17 protein-coding genes are annotated in these 19930 nt (G+C 57.9%); 8 read left to right on the top strand and 9 right to left on the bottom strand.

Annotation, left to right across the window (positions count from 1 at the left end):
- Positions 1–34: 34 nt before the first annotated feature.
- Complete coding sequence (locus tag ACL7TT_RS15015) at positions 35–541, bottom strand: J domain-containing protein (RefSeq protein ID WP_413396594.1); 507 nt, start codon at positions 539–541, stop codon at positions 35–37.
- A 165-nt stretch (positions 542–706) separates the two neighbouring features.
- Here ACL7TT_RS15015 and msrA point away from each other — a divergent pair, with 165 nt between their 5' ends.
- Positions 707–1330, top strand: a complete 624-nt coding sequence (gene msrA, locus ACL7TT_RS15020) for a peptide-methionine (S)-S-oxide reductase MsrA (protein WP_413396596.1) — start codon at positions 707–709, stop codon at positions 1328–1330.
- A 98-nt stretch (positions 1331–1428) separates the two neighbouring features.
- Here the strand turns inward: msrA and ACL7TT_RS15025 are convergent, their stop codons facing one another.
- The 4 genes from ACL7TT_RS15025 to ACL7TT_RS15040 form a co-directional block, all read right to left on the bottom strand.
- Positions 1429–2271, bottom strand: a complete 843-nt coding sequence (locus ACL7TT_RS15025; RefSeq protein WP_413396598.1) for a sulfurtransferase — start codon at positions 2269–2271, stop codon at positions 1429–1431.
- A 46-nt stretch (positions 2272–2317) separates the two neighbouring features.
- Entirely contained in the window at positions 2318–3940 is a 1623-nt protein-coding gene (locus tag ACL7TT_RS15030) for an alpha/beta hydrolase (RefSeq protein WP_413396600.1), read from the bottom strand.
- Between the two features lie 57 nt (positions 3941–3997).
- Positions 3998–4615 carry a trimeric intracellular cation channel family protein gene (locus tag ACL7TT_RS15035; RefSeq protein WP_299943616.1) on the bottom strand — a complete coding sequence of 206 codons (618 nt, stop codon included), beginning with the start codon at positions 4613–4615 and terminating at the stop codon, positions 3998–4000.
- A gap of 137 nt (positions 4616–4752) precedes the next feature.
- Positions 4753–5937 (bottom strand): acyl-CoA dehydrogenase, encoded by a 1185-nt coding sequence (locus tag ACL7TT_RS15040; protein WP_413396603.1) that lies wholly within the window; start codon positions 5935–5937, stop codon positions 4753–4755.
- Between the two features lie 281 nt (positions 5938–6218).
- Between ACL7TT_RS15040 and ACL7TT_RS15045 the strand changes: the two genes are divergently transcribed.
- Genes ACL7TT_RS15045 through ACL7TT_RS15055 form a run of 3 tightly spaced genes read left to right on the top strand, consistent with a single transcriptional unit; the run spans position 6219 to position 12041 of the window.
- Positions 6219–7655: an efflux transporter outer membrane subunit gene (locus ACL7TT_RS15045; RefSeq protein WP_413396605.1), complete on the top strand. Its 1437-nt coding sequence runs from the start codon at positions 6219–6221 to the stop codon at positions 7653–7655.
- Complete coding sequence (locus ACL7TT_RS15050) at positions 7655–8893, top strand: efflux RND transporter periplasmic adaptor subunit (RefSeq protein ID WP_413396607.1); 1239 nt, start codon at positions 7655–7657, stop codon at positions 8891–8893. The genes ACL7TT_RS15045 and ACL7TT_RS15050 overlap by 1 nt, the downstream gene beginning before the upstream one ends.
- Positions 8886–12041, top strand: a complete 3156-nt coding sequence (locus tag ACL7TT_RS15055; protein WP_413396610.1) for an efflux RND transporter permease subunit — start codon at positions 8886–8888, stop codon at positions 12039–12041. The genes ACL7TT_RS15050 and ACL7TT_RS15055 overlap by 8 nt, the downstream gene beginning before the upstream one ends.
- Before the next feature lie 16 nt (positions 12042–12057).
- On the opposite strand, the gene ACL7TT_RS15060 is transcribed toward ACL7TT_RS15055, so the two are convergent.
- The 3 genes from ACL7TT_RS15060 to phhA form a co-directional block, all read right to left on the bottom strand.
- The gene (locus tag ACL7TT_RS15060; RefSeq protein ID WP_413396612.1) at positions 12058–13227 is read right to left on the bottom strand and encodes a cation:proton antiporter domain-containing protein; all 1170 of its coding nucleotides are present in this window, start codon (positions 13225–13227) and stop codon (positions 12058–12060) included.
- Between the two features lie 89 nt (positions 13228–13316).
- Positions 13317–13793, bottom strand: a complete 477-nt coding sequence (locus ACL7TT_RS15065; protein ID WP_299943633.1) for an Lrp/AsnC family transcriptional regulator — start codon at positions 13791–13793, stop codon at positions 13317–13319.
- Between the two features lie 303 nt (positions 13794–14096).
- Positions 14097–14903 carry a phenylalanine 4-monooxygenase gene (gene phhA / locus ACL7TT_RS15070; protein WP_299943636.1) on the bottom strand — a complete coding sequence of 269 codons (807 nt, stop codon included), beginning with the start codon at positions 14901–14903 and terminating at the stop codon, positions 14097–14099.
- 240 nt (positions 14904–15143) lie between these two features.
- On the opposite strand from phhA, the gene ACL7TT_RS15075 reads away from it, so the two are divergent.
- Positions 15144–16520, top strand: coding sequence for a TyrR/PhhR family helix-turn-helix DNA-binding protein (locus tag ACL7TT_RS15075; RefSeq protein ID WP_413396614.1), 1377 nt, complete (start codon positions 15144–15146; stop codon positions 16518–16520).
- Between the two features lie 9 nt (positions 16521–16529).
- Here the strand turns inward: ACL7TT_RS15075 and ACL7TT_RS15080 are convergent, their stop codons facing one another.
- Positions 16530–16847: an Mpo1-like protein gene (locus tag ACL7TT_RS15080; protein WP_413396616.1), complete on the bottom strand. Its 318-nt coding sequence runs from the start codon at positions 16845–16847 to the stop codon at positions 16530–16532.
- Between the two features lie 139 nt (positions 16848–16986).
- On the opposite strand from ACL7TT_RS15080, the gene ACL7TT_RS15085 reads away from it, so the two are divergent.
- From ACL7TT_RS15085 to ACL7TT_RS15095, 3 genes are all read left to right on the top strand, one after another.
- The gene (locus tag ACL7TT_RS15085; protein ID WP_413396618.1) at positions 16987–18210 is read left to right on the top strand and encodes a CaiB/BaiF CoA transferase family protein; all 1224 of its coding nucleotides are present in this window, start codon (positions 16987–16989) and stop codon (positions 18208–18210) included.
- Between the two features lie 122 nt (positions 18211–18332).
- Entirely contained in the window at positions 18333–18701 is a 369-nt protein-coding gene (locus ACL7TT_RS15090) for a VOC family protein (RefSeq protein WP_413396620.1), read from the top strand.
- 811 nt (positions 18702–19512) lie between these two features.
- Positions 19513–19930, top strand: a 418-nt coding sequence (locus tag ACL7TT_RS15095) for a hypothetical protein (protein WP_413396622.1), incomplete at its 3' end; no start/stop codon positions are given.

Genomic DNA, 19930 nt, shown 5'->3' on the forward strand with positions numbered 1-19930 from the left:
TCATCTTTTTCTCCGCAAAGCCTGGCAGCGAAACCTAAAGTATACGCAGCAGAAGCTCCTTGGCGGCGTTGACGCGCGACGCCAGGTAGTCGTTACCACCGCGATCCGGATGCAGCTTTTGCATCAGCCTGCGGTGGGCACCGACAATCTCATCCCGCCCGGCACTGGCGCCAACGCCGAGGATGCGCCGGGCCTCGCACTCGGTGAGAGGGGGCCCCGCCGGTTGCTGTGCAGCTTTTTGGTGCTGCTGCCCGGGGGATTGGCGGCTGTGCGTATATTTTTGCAGCAGGGGTGATAACCATGGCAGTATGCGGGGGAGCTGGTTGAGCAGGCGTCCCAGCACCGGCAGTATCAGCAGGGCAGCTGCGCCAACCCAGTGCAGCCGCCCGCTCAGGGCAAGAATCACCACAATCATGGCCCCACCCAGTACGGTGGCGAGGAAAATCTGTTTGCGCCGGTTCCCCGGTGCGCTGGACTTGATCTTCTGCCAGGCAAACCAGGCGGCGATCAAAATGAGAAACAGTAGAATTAAACGTGCCAAAGGCGGCTCCTTGTATGGTTGACAGGCCAACATTGTAGGGTACGGATCAAATAACTTTCTTATCTATTTGATAATTCGGTTAATTTAGCCTAAGTATGGCTCTGGGCGGATAAACGTCTTTTGGCTATCCTGATGGAAGAAAATTTCAGCATTTGAGACAACAGTATGCAATACGACAAATTCCAGATACCGGATGCGGATCAGATTTTGCCCGGTCGGCCACAACCGATGGAAATCAGTGGTGTCCACTTCGTCAATGGCAATCCGATCAAGGCGCCGTTCCCCGAGGGTACGGAAGTTGCTTTGTTTGGCATGGGCTGTTTCTGGGGCGCCGAGCGCTTATTTTGGGACACCGAGGGTGTCTTCGCCACCGCTGTTGGCTATACCGATGGCGCTACCGAAAACCCGAATTACGATGAGGTATGCAGTGGGCGCACCGGGCACGCCGAGGTGGTCAAAGTTATCTACGATCCAGCAGTTATCAGCTATGCGGAGCTGCTGCATCTGTTCTGGGACCGTCACGACCCCACCCAGGGGATGCGCCAGGGCAATGATATCGGTTCTCAGTATCGCTCCTGTATCTTCTGTTTTTCCGAAGCGCAGAAAAAGGAAGCCGAAGCCAGCAGAGAGGCGGTTCAGGAAGCGCTGGATGCAAAAAATCGCGGCAAGATCACTACCGAAATCAGTATGGCGCCGGAATTCTATTACGCCGAGGAGTATCACCAGCAGTATATGGCGAAAAACAAAGAGGCGGCTTGTCCGCTGATTCGCAATCCCATGCACGACTGAAGCCAGAAAAGGCGGCCCGGCACTGCCACCCTGGTTTGCTTTGTAAACTGCCGCTCCCCGATTCCCCGCTCGCGCCTTTCTCCAGCGGGCTTTCAGCGTTATGGATGGGCCCGCTGGTGCGCGCACCAGTCGCTCCAGCTGCCGGGATAGAGCAGGGAGTCGCGATGGCCGGCCAGATATTGGGCAAAAAAATTCACACAGGCGGTCACCCCGGAGCCACAGTAGTTGAGCAGTGGCCGCCCGTTTGAGAGAGGCTCCCATTGTTTGCGCAGTGCCTCGGGGGCTTTTACCTTTCCGCTCGCAGTTTCAGTTATTTCCTGCCAGGGCTGGTTGATGGCGGTGGGAATATGCCCCGCGATGGGGTCGATGGGCTCCTTCAGGCCCGCAAAGCGCTCGTGATCGCGCGCATCGACCAATTGCCAGGGGGCAGTGTCCAGTCCGGCTTTCACCTGTGCGTAGTGAACCAGCAGGTTTTCCTTCGGCTTGGCCTTGAAGTTGCCCGCCGGGCGCGAGGCGGGCGCATGGGTTTCCAGGGGGTGGCCCGCATCACACCAGGCCTTCAGACCACCGTTCAGAATGCGGATGCTTTTATGGCCAAAGAAGAAGAAGAGGAACCAGGCCCGCGCGGCAAAGCCCAGGCGGTTATCGTCGTAAACCACCACGGGCGTAGTGTGGCTGACGCCCAGTGTGCGCGCGAACTGCTGGAATTGAGCGCTGCTGGGCAGTGGGTGGCGGCCCCCGTATCGCTGCAGGGGTGCGGAGAGGTCCCGGTGCAGGCTGGCATAGCAGGCTCCGGGAATATGTGCGGTGGCAAAGGCCCGTGCACCGCGGTCGGGATCTGATAGTGCGTAGCGACAGTCCAGAATCACCGGATCTGCAGACGCCTGCAGCTGAATGAGCGCCGCCACTTCGATTAACGGGTCATCGCTGTCCTTTTCCATTGCGCTGTATCCAGTGTTTGTGTTGTCCAGTGAAAATACGGGGTGATCAAAGCCCGCTTTCCGGTGTCGATGGCTGCGCTGCCGGCGCCTCCGCTTGCTGCTGTTTCGCCGCCTGCTGGTGGGCCAGCTCCTGTTGGCGACAGGCCAGAGTGGCCTGGATTTGGTCCTCCATCGGGTTGTTGAGGAAGCGGGCAGCGGCCTGTTCGGCGCAGTTGCTCGCCGAAATAATATCGTGGGCCAGTTGCGGGAACAGCAGCCACTGGTGGTTCGGCAATGCCTTGCGCGCAGTATTGACGTCCTCCGGGGACAGCACCGGGTCCAGGCCGCCATGCAACACCATGACCGGTGCGGGTGTGGCGATGGCCTGTGACTCCAGCAGCGGAGCGGAGGGGATTGCCCAGATGCGGCACTGTAACTGCAACAGGCTCAGGTCCGAACGCGCAGCGCCTCCCAGGATACCGGTTTTGGCGGCATTGGCGCGGGCCTGTTCAAAGTCCACAAAGGGGGCTTCCTCGTAACAGAAATGACTGACGCCGGCGGCATCGCCGAAGTAAGGGTCCAGCACGATCTCCATAAAGTGTCCGATGGCTTTCTGTGCGGGTTTGAGGCCTTCATCCGCGGGGTTTTCCAGCCCCTCGATCAGTTTCGGCAGTTCGCTGTAGAAATTCTCGTTATACAGTGCCTGAAACAGGACCCGCAGCAGACGCTGTCCTGTGAGAACAAAGGGGTAGCGCTGGTCGGAATAGCGGTGCCTGATGGAAATGGTACGGGGTGTTTCGTCCAGGGTCTGCACCAGGTTCTCCAGGCGGCGGCGCAGGTCCGGGTAGCGGCTGTTACAGGTTTTATGCTCGATACAATGTTTCAAGGCGCGCTCATAGGCCGCCAGAGAGTCCTGGGCCAGCTGCTGGGTGTAAATGATATTAGGGAAAACGGCGCTGTTGAGTACCAGGGCGCGCACCGACTCAGGGTAATCCCGCGCATAAGTGAGGGCGTAGCGGGCGGCGTAGGACACCCCGTAGAGGTCGAAACTATCGATCCCGAGCAACTTGCGCAACGCCTCCACATCCCTGGCGATGGTGGCGCTGTTGTACTGGGCCATATCGGTGCCCTTGCTCAGGCGGCTATAGCAGCGCTCCATGCTGAAAGCGAATACACGGGCCTCCTCTTGCGGGGAGAGGTTGCGCTCGAAGGCGGTGCGGGCATCCTCGATAAATTCCCTGCAGGTGAGACGCGGCTGTGCCATGCCGGTGCCGCGGGGGTCCATCACAATCAGGTCGCGGCCGTCCTCTACCGACATGGCCGCATAGTTCAGCCACAACCAATCGCTGGCATTTTCCGGCTCCAGGCCCATGCTGGCGCCCGGGCCGCCGGCGCCCAGATGCAGCAGGGGCGCCTTGCTGGGATTTGGTTCCTTGGCGTGAAAGCGTACGGCGGGGAAGCGGATCTTGCGTCTGGATGGGTGGGCGTAAGCCTCTGGGACTTCCACCATAAAACACTGGGTCATGGGCCAGGCGCCACCGGTTTCAAACCAGCAGGGTTTGGGAATCAAACGGGTATGGGCCTCACCCTGCGCTGCCTGCCCGGGCTGTTGCTGGCCGGCCCGCTCACAGGCCCCGACCAACAGGCAGAGCAGAACGGAGACGGCGGTGAACGGACGGAAAGTGTGCACTGAACTCATTCCTTTGGACTGTGATGGGTTTTGTTGAGTGTTTTTCCCCGATACCGTTTAACGATGGCCAACCCGCGCAATGGGAGCCGACAGGTTCCAACGCAGGGCGGCCAGGCGAATTGACAGGGTGACAAGCATGGCAATAGCGACAACCAGATCTCCAGCAAGTTTGCCACTGGCGTCCAGAAGAACCAGGACGGCGGCGCCGGTTAGAGCGGCGGTGGCGTAGATCTCACGGCGCAGCAGCAGCGGGATATCGCCGCACAGCAGGTCCCGGATCACGCCGCCAACGGTGCCGGTCATCACGCCCATCACGATGGCAATCGTGGCTGAGTAGCCAAGTTCCAGCCCTTTCTGCGTGCCGATCACGACAAACACGGCGAGACCGATAGCATCGGCCACCATCAGCAGGCGCATGGGCACCTGCAGGTAGCGTATCAGATAAAAGCTGAGCACACCGGTAGTGGCGGCAATCCACAGATAGTAAGTATCCTGCAGCCAGAATACCGGGAGATTCAGGATGATATCTCTGGTCGTGCCCCCTCCGGTGGCGGTGACACAGGCGAGCACCACCGCGCCGAACAAGTCCATCTGCTTGTGCCCCGCGGCAAGTACGCCACTGAAGGCAAATACCACTATGCCGATCAGGTCAAACCAATGCAGCAGCTGATCCATATCGTCGTTAAACCTACAGACTGGCGAAGCCGGGCAGGATAGCACTCATGATCTGGCAAGGGGAGAGACGGAGCAGCAGGGCGGTGCGCTTGGTGGTGGGGGACGGGCCCACGGTGGGGCCCGGTGTGTCGTCAAGTTCAGACGAAGGCCTGCAGGCCTGTCTGGGCGCGACCGAGGATCAAAGCGTGTACGTCGTGGGTACCTTCGTAAGTGTTGACCGCTTCCAGATTCATCACGTGACGAATCACATGGAACTCGTCGGCAATTCCGTTGCCGCCGTGCATGTCGCGGGCCACGCGGGCGATATCCAGGGCTTTGCCACAGTTGTTGCGTTTCACCAGCGAGATCATGGTGGGATCGAACTGCTTGTTCTCATCCATAATGCGCCCGACGCGCAGGGAGGCCTGCAGTCCGAGCGCAATTTCGGTTTGCATATCGGCCAGTTTTTTCTGGAACAGCTGGGTTTGGGCCAGTGGGCGGTTAAACTGCTTGCGGTCCAGGCCGTACTGGCGGGCGGCGTGCCAGCAGAATTCACTGGCGCCCATAGTGCCCCAGGAAATGCCGTACCGGGCGCGGTTGAGACAGCCGAAGGGGCCGCGCAGGCCGCCGATGTGCGGGAACTTGTTTTCTTCCGGAACGAAGACATCGTCCATGACGATTTCCCCGGTGATGGAGGCACGCAGGGAGAATTTGCCCTCGATCTTCGGTGCGGACAGGCCATCCATACCCTGTTCGAGGACGAAACCGCGGATAACATCTTCATCGTCTTTCCCCCACACCACGAAGACATCGGCGATGGGGCTGTTGGTAATCCACATCTTGGTACCGCTCAGGCGATAGCCGCCGTCCACTTTCCTGGCGCGGGTTTTCATGCCGCCGGGATCCGAGCCCGCATCCGGCTCGGTCAGGCCGAAGCAACCGACCCACTCACCGGTGGCCAGTTTGGGCAGGTACTTCTGCTTTTGCCCTTCGCTGCCGTAGGCATAGATGGGGTGCATCACCAGACTGGACTGCACACTCATGGCGGAGCGGTATCCGGAATCCACGCGCTCTACCTCGCGCGCTACCAGGCCGTAGCAAACATAGTTGAGACCGGCACAACCGTAGCCGTCGATGGTGGCGCCGAGCAGGCCCAGTGCGCCCATTTCACGCAGGATGTCACGGTCGAAGATTTCGTGGCGGTTGGCCTCCAGAATCCTCGGCATCAGTTTGCTCTGGCAATACTCACGTGCAGCGTCGCGCACCATGCGCTCTTCGTCGGTCAGCTGTTGGTCCAGCAGCAAGATATCGTCCCAATGGGCGAGAGGCTGATGTTTACTCATGGTTTGTCTCTTCTACTTCCGTTATCAATGTACACCGTTGCGGGTGGTGGCAGGGGTTCAAGCCCGCCGCAGAGCGTCCCGGCGACCATTCAGTTAAGTGTGGCGCATGATACCTAAGTAACTGTAACGGGGCACTCTTACAGACTACAAAATTCCAGCGGGCCTTTAAGCCACTATGTAAACAAGAGTAAATCGCCTTGCGGGGTGTTTTTGTGGCGAGATAATGCCTGCAATAAATCTCTATTTTTGTTCAATTGACACTCTGTTTTCGGTGATATTCCTTGTGCCTTTATCGCATTTTGGCAATTTGTATTCCACTTCTCGCCAGCTGTTCATCCCCCACGATTCAGACTGACCAGTCCCAAGAACAGTTACAGCTTCCAGCAAATTTTCGCGCTTCCGGCACCGTCGCCACCGAGCTGCGCTGGTGGCGCAGCTTCGGTGACCCGCAGCTGGAGCACTTGGTGCTACTCGCGCTGAAGGATAACCCGGATATCCAGGCCAGTTACTGGCGCCTGCAGCAGGCAGCCGCAGCGGCCCGCGGTGCCCGCTCCGGGCTTTGGCCCAGGGTGACTGCCCAGACTGAAAATACGCAACAGCGTTTTTCTTCCGGTGAGTTCACTGATGAATCCAACGAAGGTAACAGCTGGAGCACGCGTGTTGCGGCCAGTTATGAAGTGGACCTGTGGGGGCGGGTGCGCGCCGGTGCCAGCGCCGCTGAGGCGGGGTTTTTGGCCCGGGCGCAAAACCTGCAGACTGCCGCCCTGAGCCTTGCCGCAGAAGTATCCGCTACCTGGCTGCAACTGCGTGAAGCCTGGGGCCAGTTGGATCTGCTCGACCAGCAGTTGGAAACCAACCGCAAGTCACTTCAGGTAATGGAGCTGCGCTTTGGGCGCGGTGTCGGCGATGCCGCCGATGTGCTGCAGCAGCGCCAACTGGTGCAGCAGTCTGAGCAGGTGTTGTTAGAGGCGCAAGCCGATATCGAGACGCTCAAGGTCCAGCTGGCGGCGCTACTCGGTACCACTGAGGTGCAGCTCGAAGAGGTTATCCACAAAGTCGCGGGTCTTCCACTGCTGCCGGCCCTGCCGGATACTGGCATTCCCTCCCAGTTGCTGTTGCGCCGCCCCGATGTGCGCGAGGCCCAGCGCAGCCTGTTACAGGGCTACCATCTTGCAGACCAAACCTGGGCGGACCGGCTGCCGGTATTGGGCCTTTCTGCCGTTGCCAGCAATGGCACCAGCCTGATCAGCGATATCACTGAAAACTGGCTGTTGGCAATTGCCGCCTCCCTGGAAGGAGTGCTCTTTGACGGTGGTGCCCTGGCTTCGGCGCGGGATCAGGGCCAGGCCGAGCTACAGGAGCGTTGGTCTCTGTACAGCAGCACCGTGAACCAGGCACTGTTGGAAGTGGAGCTGGCCCTGATTCGCGAGCGCGTCCTGGTGCAGGAACTGGTGCATTTGCGCGAGCGCAAGGGTCTTTCCGATCTGATTGCCCAGCGCCGCAGCCGCGCCTATGCCCGCGGCGCTGTCAATTTTCTCAATTTGCTCACCGCGACTACTGAGCAACAGAGTCTGGCTAGGCAGGTGCTTGCCGCCGAGCGCCAAATCATTGAAAACCGTGTAACGCTTTACCGCGCGCTTTCCGGGGGGCTGCCGCAGGAGGATCTCCCCGCCCCAAAGCCCGTGGATCTGGCGCTGTATCTGGAGGGAAGTAATTGATGTTAAAGAAAACCCATTGGCGCTGGATTATGCCCGTGGCGTTGGTACTGGTGGCGTTGCAGGTCGCCGGTTGGATGTTGCGCGAAAAACCTACGGTGGCGAGCGGCGAGCGTCGCGTGCCACCACCCGCTGTAGAGGTGGCAGTGGCTGAGCGCGGCCGCTTCCCGGTGACTTTCAATGCCCTCGGCAAGGTCTCTGCAAGGGAGCTGGCAGAAGTGCAGCCACAGGTGCAGGGGGAAGTGGAATGGCTGGATTATGGCCTGGGGCCGGGGGCTATTTTACCCAAAGGCCAGGTATTGCTGCGTATAGAGGCGGAGCCCTACCAACTGGCGTTGCAGACGGCACGCAGCAGCCTTGCCGAGCGCCGTGCAGAACTGCAACAGGAACGGGGCCAGCAGCAGGTGGCATTGGAAGAGTATGCCCTGCTGGGTAGCTCGCTGCCGCAGTCGGATCGCGCACTGGTGCTGCGCGAGCCGCAACTGGCGCAAGCACAGGCGCGGGTACAGGCGGCCGAAGTGAGCGTGGGACTGGCGGAGCGTGATCTGCGTCTCACCCGTATTCATGCGCCCTTCGATGCGTTGGTGGTGGCGCGTGCGGTCGATGTCGGTGATCGCGTGGCACCGGGAAATATTCTCTATAGCCTCGCCAGTGCCGACCGCTTCCAGATCGCAGTGGAAGTGCCGGCAGCGCATCTGCACAGATTAGGTAGTGCCACTAATGAAGTGCGTATCTATGGCAGCCAGTGGCCCCAGGGCGTCTACCGGCGCGGTGACTTTGTGCGCACAATCCCGGTTTTGGAAGAGCAGGGCAGGCTTGCCAGCGTGCTGGTGGAATTGGAGGACCCCCTGTCTGTACACAATCCGGGCCAGCCACAGCTGCTGCTGAATGATCTTGCACGGGTGGAGATTGTTTCCCAGAGCGAAGAACAGAGCGTTCGAATTCCCCTTACCGCCCTGCAGGATGGCAACAGGGTGTGGGTGGTCAAAGACAACCGCACAAGGGTGCTGCCGGTAGAGGTGGCCTATATGGATGGGGACTACGCGCTGCTGGAGCAGGGCTTGAACGGTGGTGAGACCCTGGTGACCACACGGCTGGTCAATGTGATAGAGGATATGCCGGTGCGCATTGCCGCCGATGCCAAAGAGCAACAGCGCCTCGGTATAGAAGCGTCAGTATCCGCACAGAAGGTCGTGGAGAAGGGCGTGCACAGCGGCGCAACCGGGGGTGCCGATGGCTGAGTTCAAAAAAACTGGCGCGGAAGTTGATACTCGCTCCGGCCCCATTGCCTGGATGGCACGCAACTCTGTGACTGCCAACCTGTTGATGCTGGTATTTCTGGTTGGCGGGCTGATTTTTTCCGTTGTGGTGAAAAAAGAGGTCTTCCCGGAATTCAGCCTGGATATTGTCAGCATTGCCATCTCCTACCCCGGCGCCAGTCCGGAAGAGGTTGAGCGCGGTGTGCTGGTGGCTGCCGAGCAGGCGGTGCAGGGCATTGTGGGTATCAAGCAGAAGCGCGGTGTGGCCTCCGAGGGGGGGGCTTCGCTGACTCTGGAGCTGGAGGGCGATGCCAACACCAACCAGGTTTACCAGGATGTCCAGCAGGCGATCGATCGGGTGACGACCTTCCCTGCGGATATTGAGCGACCCCAGGTGAGCCTGGCTGAGCGAAAGCGCGATGTAATGGACCTGGTGGTGCATGGCGACCTGGATGACCGGAGTCTACGCGCTGTCGCCATGCAGGTGTTCGACAGGCTGGAAGCGCACCCCGAGATTACCCAGGTGGAAACTTCCGGGGTGCGCGATCTGGAGGTGGCGATAACGGTGCGCCGGGACGACCTGCGCCGCTACGGGCTCACGCTCGCGGAGGTGGCGGCGCTGGTGCGCAACGGGGCGGTGGATGTGCCGGCGGGCGGGGTTAAATCCACCGCTGGTGAAATACTGGTTCGGGTCACCGAGCGGCGGGATTGGGCGCGGGAATTCGGCGATATCGTGGTAACCCAGGGCAACGGGGGAGGGGCTGTGTATCTTCGCGATATTGCCAGTCTCAGCGATGCACTGGTGGATGAAGCGCGCAGCATGGTCTTTAACGGCGAGCCGGCGGTGAGCATCCGGATTTTTCGCGTGGGCGAGCAGACCCCCATGAGCGTGAGCGAGGCGGCGCGCGAGGTGATTGCGGAACTGAAGGGCAGGCTGCCGCCGGGTGTGTCCCTCAGTATTCGCGACGACGATGCGGAACTGTTCAAAGAGCGCCTGTCGCTGCTGCTGAAAAACGGCTTTATCGGGCTTTTGCTGGTGTTTATCGTGCTGGGGGCATTCCTGGAGTTGCGCCTCGCGTTTTGGGTCACGCTGGGCATTCCCATCAGTTTTCTCGGTGCCCTGTTGTTCCTGCCGGGACTCGATATCTCTGTCAATATGGTGAGCATGTTCGCCTTTATTATCGCACTCGGCATTGTGGTGGATGATGCGATTATCGCGGGGGAAAATATCCACGAGTGGCGCCAGAAGGGCTATAGCAACCTGCAGGCGGCTGTGGCCGGCGCGCGACAGGTAGCGGTACCGCTGACCTTCGCCATTCTCACCAATATCGTGGCTTTTATCCCACTGATGGCTCTGCCCGGCTTTATGGGTAAGATTTTTGGGGTGATTCCCTTTGTGGTGGCTTCGGTGTTTGTGATTTCCTGGGTGGAGGCACTGTTCATCCTTCCGGCGCATTTGGCCCATTCCCGCCGCGGTTACAAAAGTCGCAGGGCGCGTCGTTTCGCCGCGCGTCAGAAGGTGCTGGCGCAGGGGTTGGACCGTTTTGTACAAGTGCGCTTTCGCCCTTTTCTCGATCTGTGTGTGCGCCATCGCTACACCACCATAGCGGTGGCACTGTCCACCCTGCTGGTCGTGGCCGGTTATGCTGCCAGTGGCCGTATGGGTTTTACTCTGATGCCGCGGGTGGAACGGGATTCCGGCCGCTTCCAGGTGGCCTTTCCCAACGGCACCGCCGAACAGCAGTTGGAAAAAGCGCGCAGCCAGATTATGGCTGCGGCCGACCGGGTGCTGGAGACCTACGACCGCGAACGGGTATTTCTCGGCATCCGTGGGCTGATCCGCAACGATTCGGTGCAGGTGGATGCTTACTTTGTACCCTCTGACCAGCGCGGGTTTTCCACCGGCGCGTTCGTGCGCGCATGGCGGCGGGAGGCGGGTTCGATTGCGGGAGCGCTCAGTGCAATCACCGCCGCAGACCGGGGAGGTCCCGGAGCGGGCGCCTCTCTCACGGTGGAGCTGCAACATACCGATACCGACACGTTGGATCGGGCGGCCCAGCGTCTGGGTACAGAGCTGGAGAAGTTCCCCAATGTCAGCGACATTGATGTCGGTATCTCCCAGGGCAAGTCGCAGCTGGACCTGACATTGACTGAGCGGGCCAAGAGCCTGGGCATTTCGGCGGAAGAGGTTGGCCGCCAGTTGCGCGCGGCCCTGTACGGCGCCGAAGCCCTGCGCCAGCAGCGTGGCCGCGACCAGGTCAAAGTGATGGTGCGCTTGCCGGAAAGTGAACGGGTCGGTATGGAGGATGTATCCAGCATCATGATCCGTGCCGGCAACGGCCTGTGGCTGCCATTGCCGGATCTGGTGGAAGTGTCGCAGGGGCGCGCCTATGCCACCATCAATCGCCGCGAGGGCCGGCGAGTGCTAACGGTTTCCGCGAATGTGGAACCCAGTGACCAGGCGGCGCTGGTGATCAATGCATTGGAGCGCAATGTGACTGCGCAGATGCAGGTGGAATTTCCCGGCCTCGGCATTTCCTACGAAGGGCGCCAGGCGGACGAGCGAGAGGGACTCGCCTCCCTGCGGCTGACGTTCCTGCTGGCGATGGCGGTCCTCTATCTGCTGTTGGCCATTCCCCTGAAGAGCTACCTGCAGCCATTGATTGTCATGGTCGCCATCCCCTTCGGCGTGATCGGAGCCATACTGGGCCATCTCGTTATGGGGTATGGGCTCAGCATGGTCAGCCTGCTGGGTATGGTGGCGTTGGCCGGGGTGGTGATCAACGATACCCTGGTGATGATCGAGTACAGCAATCGATTGCGCAGAGAGGGAGCCGGACTGGACAGCGCCATCAAGCGCGCGGCTGCGCGCCGCTTCCGCCCGATTGTGCTCACCACAGTGACCACTTTCTGCGGACTGATGCCGATGATTTTTGAAACCTCGGTGCAGGCGCGTTTTATGATCCCCATGGCGATTTCCCTTGGCTACGGAATTTTGGCGGCCACCGCCATCTCCCTATTGCTGGTTCCTTGTCTGTACCTGATGGTCGCCAGGGATATTCCGCAGTTTTTCAGCCGCCTGAAAAGTGGTCTGCAGTTGTTGGGACGGCAGTTGGCTGGCACCCGATAAAAGGTGCTGTGCCATGTCAGTCTCTGCGCAGCTCGTCTTTGATGGCGATGGGGTTGGGGAAGTTCATTACCACGATATAGGATGACACCAGAAAGGTCAGTATCGCGGTGGCCTGAATCAAATGGGAGGCGGCGCTGCCGATCAGGTTCCGGTCACACGCAAGCAGGGCGATCAGCAGGGAAAACTCGCTGATCTGCCCGAGGCGAAAGCCGATATCCCAGGCCAGTACCTTTTGTTCGCTCTGGTTGCCCAGCAGGTAGCGGAACACCACCGGTTTGGCCAGTAAAACCACCGCTGTTGTGACCAGTGCCGCAACCAGTATCTCCGGCAGCATCGCCAGATCAAACTGGGCGCCGAGGCTGAAGAAAAACAGAATGAGAAAGAAATCCCGCAGGGGTTTCAGGCTCAGGGCAATGTACTGGGAGATACGACTGGCGGCCAGGGTAATACCAGCGATAAAAGCCCCGATCTCCCGCGACAGGCCCAAGGTCTCCGCCAGCTCCGCCATACCCATGCACCAACCCAGCGCCAGCAAAAAGACATACTCGTGAAAGCGGTCGAAGCGGGTAAACAGGGGCAGCAGCAGGTATTTCACCATCCCCCAGGCAAGCATTACTATCAAGGGTAGTGAGCCAAAGGAAAGGGCCAGTTGCCCCAGGTGCATATCGCCGGCATTGTCGCTGAGCAGGATCGTCAGGCAGAGGATGGCCACAAAGTCCTGAAACAGCAGCAACCCCACCATCAGCTCTCCGAGGTGTTTGTGGTGCAACACCGTAGTGGGCAGCAGCTTGATGCCGATAATGGTGCTGGAAAACATCAGGGCCATGCCGATGACCCAGCACTCCAAGGGGGTAAAGCCGAATAGCCAGCCGAGGCCAAAACCCAGGCCAAGAAAAGTCGCACAACTCACCAGCCCCACAAACGTGGCCTTGCGCAGTACCGATACAAGCGCCTGGGGCTGCATATCCAGGCCGAGCAGAAACAGCAGGAATATAATCCCCACACTGGACATGTCCGAGAGCAGGCGCAGGTTATCGATCACCGCCAAGCCGGATGGACCCAGCAGAATACCCAGGGCGATATAGGCAACAAGGAGGGGCTGGCGTCCGAACAGCGCCAGAGAGGCGACAACCGCTGCGCCGCTAAAAATCAGGAAAAAGGATTGAAATAAGGTGCTTTCCGCCACTGGCTATCCCTATTGGTGCGCGAAAATTCATCATTATCCATAGGCAAGCGAACCGCGGAAAGACCTCGTCACCGGTGTCTGTGCGGGGATCACTCCTGCTTATCCGAAGGGATAGGCAGCTCTGTGGTGCTCTTGATCTGTTCCAGGGCGAAGTTGGAAATAATATCGCTGATACCCACGCGACGGATCAACCCCTTGTAGAAGCGATCATAAGCGGCAATATCGCTGACCACCACCCTGAGCAGGTAATCGTAGTTGCCAGCCATGCGAAAACAGTCAACCACTTCCGGCAGCTGGGCCACATGCTCGGCAAAGGCGTCCGCCCACTCCGGGGTATGCTGGCCTGTTTTTACCTGGGCAAATACCGATACCGGCAGCCCCAGCATTTCTGCATCGAGCAGGGCCACCTTGCGTCGGATGATCCTGCTTTTTTCCAGCTTCTGCACCCGGCGCCAACAGGGCGTCTTGGTGAGCCCCACACGCTCTGCCAGCTCCTCTATGGAAAGGCTGACGTCAGATTGCAGGATAGCAAGAAGTTGTCTATCAATCGCGTCAAGTGAGGACATAGTGCTACAGTGCTCCCAAAAACCACGGGGCTCTGTGTCCCTGCGCGCATTGTCACACCGTCACTGGCTTTGCCCCTGCGGTAGCTGTGTGTTACGGGGGTAGAGAGGGTGACCTCTGCCTGAAGGGCGTTGGCCTCTAACCACACCACGTTTTGTAACGATAGGCTCAGGCCAACTGTGCTGGTAGTGGAATTTTCCCGAATTGCAATGTTTCCGGGGGTATTTTGCAAGATAGTGGCGGGCGCGGTGGTATAAGGTGATTGAGCGGGAGGCGGACCGGTGCCGCAGGGCACCGGCTGCTGTTTAGGCTGCGCTCTTGGGCGGAAAGCGCGGTTCAAACAGGCCCAGCTCAATCGCTTCACGCACCTTGGACATCAGGTCGATTTCAGTGAGATCCTGCAGTTGTTGCAGATTGTTCAGCACATAGTAAATGGGCTGAACAATATCGATGCGATAGGGAGTGCGCAATGTGCACAGCGACGAGAAATCGAAGTGCTCCGGCTCGCTGCTCAGGGCATAGAGGGTCTCTTTGGGAGAAGACAGAATGCCACCGCCATAGATGCGCAGCCCATCCTCGGTTTTGAGCAGGCCAAATTCAACGGTAAACCAATAAAGACGGGCCAGGTAAGCGCGTTCCTTGGGCGAGGCATTGAGCCCCAACTGGCCATATTTTTCGGTGAAATTGGCAAAGGCCGGATTGGTCAGCATGGCGCAGTGGCCAAAAATCTCATGGAAGATATCCGGTTCCTGTAGGTAGTCAAACTCCTCTGGGGTGCGGATAAAAGTGGCGACCGGGAATTTGCGCTCGGCAAGCAGGCCAAAAAAGGTCTCGAAACCGATGAGTGCGGGCACTCTTGCAACCTCCCAGCCGGTTTCCCGGCGCAGAACGCAAGAGACTTCCTCCAGTTGCGGGATGCGCTCACGGGGCAGGTCCAGAAGCGCCAAGCCGCGCATATACTCATCGCAGGCGCGACCGGGCAAAATGTCCAACTGGCGTTCTATCAGACGCTGCCAGGTTTGGTGTTCCCCGTCTGTGTAGTCAATAAAGCCCTGTGCGTTGGGCTCGCGTGCTGTGTATTTACTGCTTTTTTGCGCTGTTGCTTTTTTCATGCTGTTGCCTCCTGCGGGCTGTCACTCCCGATGAAGGAGCCTAACAGCCGGCCGCTGAACCTTTGTTGTTATACCTACCCCTATTTTTAGTCAGTTACCTGCCCGCAGGGGAGGGCTGTGAACGCCGTATTGCGCAGCCTGGGGCGATCCATTTACACTTCTTGTAAAGATTTCTTTACGGGTGCGGCGGTGAGAGTTGAGATAACTTGTGCGAACAGAGTGGGTATTCTCCATGAAATCATGCAAATATTCGGTGAATATCGAATAAATGTCACTTCCGGGGAGCTTGGAGGAGACAGTGGTGACAAGGTCTACCTATTGGCGCCGGGCATGCTTGCGACCCAGTACCAGAGCATAGAGCGGTCACTGTATCGGGTGCCTGGCGTCAAGCGAGTGCGACGCATCGCGCTTTTGCCCCTGGAGCGGCGCTACTTTGAGCTGGATATCCTGTTGCGACACGTGACTGACCCAGTCCTCAGTGTGGACCGCGAGGGCAGGGTGGTTGCCGCTAATCTCGCTGCGGCGCGGGCTTTTGGCGTCAGTCTGGACCGGGTTCCGGGGTTGCAACTGCAGCGCTTTCTGCCCTTGATGCAGGTGGCCGAGTTGTTGCGGGATTTTTCTGTACCCCGCTACGGCCTGCAGGCCGTAGTGCGCGGGCAGAATTTTTACCTCAACTGGTCCCCTATTGCCCTGGGAGATGATCCTTCTGGCGTGGATTCCATGGCCGGTGCGGTACTGAGGCTGTATGCCCAAGAGCAGAACGCGCTTATTTCCCAACCACTTCGCCCCATGGCGCTTTGGGATTTTGACCTTCGCCGGCAGAGCTGTTTACAGCTGCGGGATCTGGCGGCATTGACCGTGCCGTTACTGATTGTCGGGGAGCGTGGCACTGGCAAAAGTACGTTTGCCAGTGCGGTGCACTATTTGTCTCCCTCGGCTGCCCGCGCGGGGGGTGTCCGCATTGCACCTTGCGAGGGGAACTTTGCGCTTCCCACTCACCTGCACGCCACAGGGACTTTGATACTGGAGGATCTGCACCGCCTTAGTGAGGAAGCCCAGATCGTGCTGCGGCGGCAGTTGCAGGAACTGCCGCCAAGTATTCGCCTGGTGGCTACCTGCGGCGACTTGCACGCACTGACACCGGCACTGGCGCAGATGTTTTCATCCCTGGCGATAACACTGCCGCCCCTGCGCAGGATGCGCCCGGCACTCTCGCGCTTCGCCGCAACACTGTTGCGGCAGGAATACCCAGAAATGGATGCACTGGAATTGGGCGAGGCGGTACAGGACCTGATCAGGCGGCACGACTGGCCGGAGAATTTTCATGGTTTGCGTGATTACCTGGTGGCTGCGGCTGCCCGTTGTCGAAGGCGCGGTACCCGTCGCATTGACAGACAGGATGCGCCGGAATTGTTCCCGCAGGCCCTGTTGCCCTGGCGGGATTGGGGCCGGGGGCTCACATACAGGGAAATAATGGAGCAGTTGGAGCGGGCAGTACTTGGGGACCTGGCTGCCAGTCGTCTCTCTACCAGGGAGCTGGCAAAGGAGCTCGGGATTTCTCATACCACCGTCGCCAACAAGTTGCGCAAGTACGGCTTGCCGGCTCAGAAAAAGTAAGGGGACCGCTCAACGCGCGACGCGCCCAAGCAACATATCCCTGAACATCACAAAATCACCCAGGAGGCTGTAGAGCGGGTATTTGAAGGTGGCCGGACGGTTGTGCTCGAAGAAAAAGTGTCCGGCCCAGGCAAAACCGTATCCCGCGATGGGGGTTGCTGCCAGCCACAGCAAATTGAAGGTGACGGCTGCCACAATTACACAGGTAATCACCAGGCCGGTGCCGATAAAGTGCAGGCGCCGACAGGTCAGGTTGCGGTGCTCCTGCAGGTAGAAAGGGTAGAAGTCGCGAAAGGATTTGAATGTTTCGGTTTCCTGAGCGGCCATGCTACGCCTCCTTTTATTTTTGTCCCAGTGTACGGCGATTGCCGCAGACTTCCAAACTGGGCGTTATCGCGGGTTATCTGCTAGGCTGCCGCATCATTTTTCTTGGGGTTGCCCCTGATACCAGTGAAAAGAGGAAGTTATGGCAGGTCCGCTCGCGCATTTAAAGGTACTCGATCTCAGTCGTATTCTCGCCGGCCCCTGGGCCGGCCAGGTATTTGCCGATTTTGGTGCGGAAGTGATCAAAGTGGAGCGACCGGGGCGCGGTGACGATACCCGCCACTGGGGCCCTCCCTACCTGAAAGACGAGAGGGGTAAGGATACCCCTGACGCGGCTTACTACCTCAGCGCCAATCGCGGCAAGAAATCCGTTACCGTGGATATCACTACTGAGGCGGGCCAGGATTTGATCAGGCAGATGGCGGCGCGCTGTGACATAGTGCTGGAAAACTACAAGGTGGGCGGTCTGCAAAAATATGGCCTGGATTACGCTTCTATCAAGGCGTTCAATCCCGCTGTGATCTATTGCTCTATCACCGGATTCGGCCAGACAGGCCCCTATAAAAACCATGCCGGCTATGATGCCATGATTCAGGGTATGGGCGGCCTTATGAGTATCACCGGTGTGGCGGAGGGCCAGCCCGGCGCCGGCCCGCAAAAAGTGGGGGTTGCCGTCGCCGACCTGATGACGGGTATGTATGCCGTATCTGCAGTCCTTGCTGCAGTGGTGTACCGCCAGCAGACCGGTCTAGGGCAGCATATCGATCTGGCGCTGCTGGACACCCAGGTGGCCTGGCTCGCCAACCAGGCACAGAACTACCTGACCTCTGGTAAAAATCCTGATCGGCAGGGCACTGGTCATCCCAATATCGTGCCCTATCAGGCGGTGCCGTCCAGAGATGGCTATTTCATGCTGGCAGTGGGTAACGATGACCAGTTTAAACGCTTCTGCAATATCGCCGGGGTAGCAGATATCGCCGAAAATCCCGCGTACGCCACCAATGCCGCGCGCGTCATCGCCCGCGCCCAGTTGATACCGCAAATCGAAGAGGCCACTCGCCAACAGGAATCAGCCTGGTGGCTGGAGCAATTAAGCGACGCCCATGTTCCCTGCGGCCCGATTAACACCCTGGATGAAGTGTTTGCTGATCCCCAGGTACAAATGCGCGGGATGGTAATTGAGCAGGACCATCCCAAAGCCGGCAAGGTCAAGACTGTGCGCAACCCGGTACGCTTTTCCGAAACTGCCCTGGACTACCAACAGGCCCCGCCGGTGCTGGGGGAGCACACAGAAGAAGTTCTGCGCGAATTACTGGGTAAAAGTGCAGAGCAGATTGCCAAGCTGCGTGAAAACGGGGCGCTATAATTGTTTGTGTGGCAGCTAGTTTTTGTTATCGAGTTCACCGGGACGTGCAGGATTAAACCTCATTGATACTGCAAACTAAGCGGTGAGACTCATTTATTTGCCAAAGAAAAACTGGGTAGAATGTGATACAGCTGGATCATTTCAACATCACCGCACCCATGGAAATACTCATTCGCGTGCGGGATTTTTACCAAACAGTCCTCGGCCTTACTGAGGGCAACCGCCCTCATTTCGCTCGCAGAGGCTTCTGGCTCTATGGGAATGGCAGGCCCATAGTGCATCTGATTGAGGGGGATACCGGGGAACAACAGCCAGCAACAACTTACCTGGATCATATAGCCTTCCACACTGATGACCTGCGGCCCATAAAGGAACGCTTGGACTCTCTCGGTATTGCTTGTGAGCAGGTGTTGGTTCCCGGCGGGGCGATTGAACAACTGATCTTTTATGATCCGGTAGGCATTAAAGTTGAGGTGAATGCGAGTATTTAATTGCAGTATTCGCCAGCAACTAAGCGCTGGTATAGGCGTGACGCCGCTACCAGGCGCGGTCCACGGCAGCTGAATTACCCCAGGCAGCTTACTGCCAGCAACATGAGTGAAGCCCAGCACTTTCACCTGTTGGTGCAACAAGCAGAACAAGCCCAGGTCTAAGCTGATACCGATGCCTATCCCAACTTTAGAGGCTTCAGTTGAGCTAGCATTGCCCGGCGGCTTCCAGATAACAGCTATCAACTTTGATCCAAAGCTGATTAGTAGTTTTTGTAAGCTCAATCGCGCAAAGCCGCAGGTGCAAGGCTTTGAATGGTCGGAGCGGCCGGATTTGAACCGACGACCACCTCACCCCCAGGCTAGCTGGAACCAAAACTTAATTGATTGAATTTAAAGGGGAAAAACTTACGTTTTAAGTTGGTTGATTCTGACGACTAAATCATTTAAGGATACACTGGAATATCTGTGTGGAAACCTTCAGATTTGCTCAAAGAAAGGTAGTGGGTAGTGTTCAGAATTCTGTATCCGCTTACTTGCTTCCTCAAGCCAATCATAGCTCAACGCAACAGCAGAAGTGGGTTGCCGCATACCTCTTACTTTTAGCGCCTATTAATAATGATAAGCGATTACAAGACGTAATTTACAATAAATAATTTCTACGACACGAATTGAGATCCATGTGTTTTTTTGTGACATTCCGCCAAATATTCATATAACTACAACGAACATTTTGGTATTTATAGCTCAAGCCTATTGATGGTTTGAATTCTGAACAACCTGATTCCAGGTAATGGAGCAAGGAAATCAACTCATGAAAACTTTGCCAATAAATCTATTTATCTTTAGTTTTTTTTCATTGATTGCAATAGGATCTAGCTATTCACTCAGCGTTGATGCTGGCTACTTTGTTCGCCCTAGCGTGCTTAATCCATTAGATTTTAATTCTTTAGGATCTTTGGCTCTTACTCAAGTCGACGGCCCATATATCATTGAAACTAATGGAGATCCAGTTCTCAGAGATCCAGGCAACAATGTTCTATTTACTGGGCTTACTGTTCCTCAAACAGACCCTTTAGGTTATAACCTCGCGGATTCAACCTTGAAGTGCATACCATTTATGCGGCTTGTGCCGCCAAGTAATTATCCATTAAATCTTCTGGTGTTTCAAAGCCTAATGTTTTCCTTGGGCGGTTATTTAAATCGCATACCACTGCATCAACCTCCCCCTG

This window comes from Microbulbifer jejuensis (assembly GCF_047289955.1).
Lineage (GTDB): Bacteria > Pseudomonadota > Gammaproteobacteria > Pseudomonadales > Cellvibrionaceae > Microbulbifer.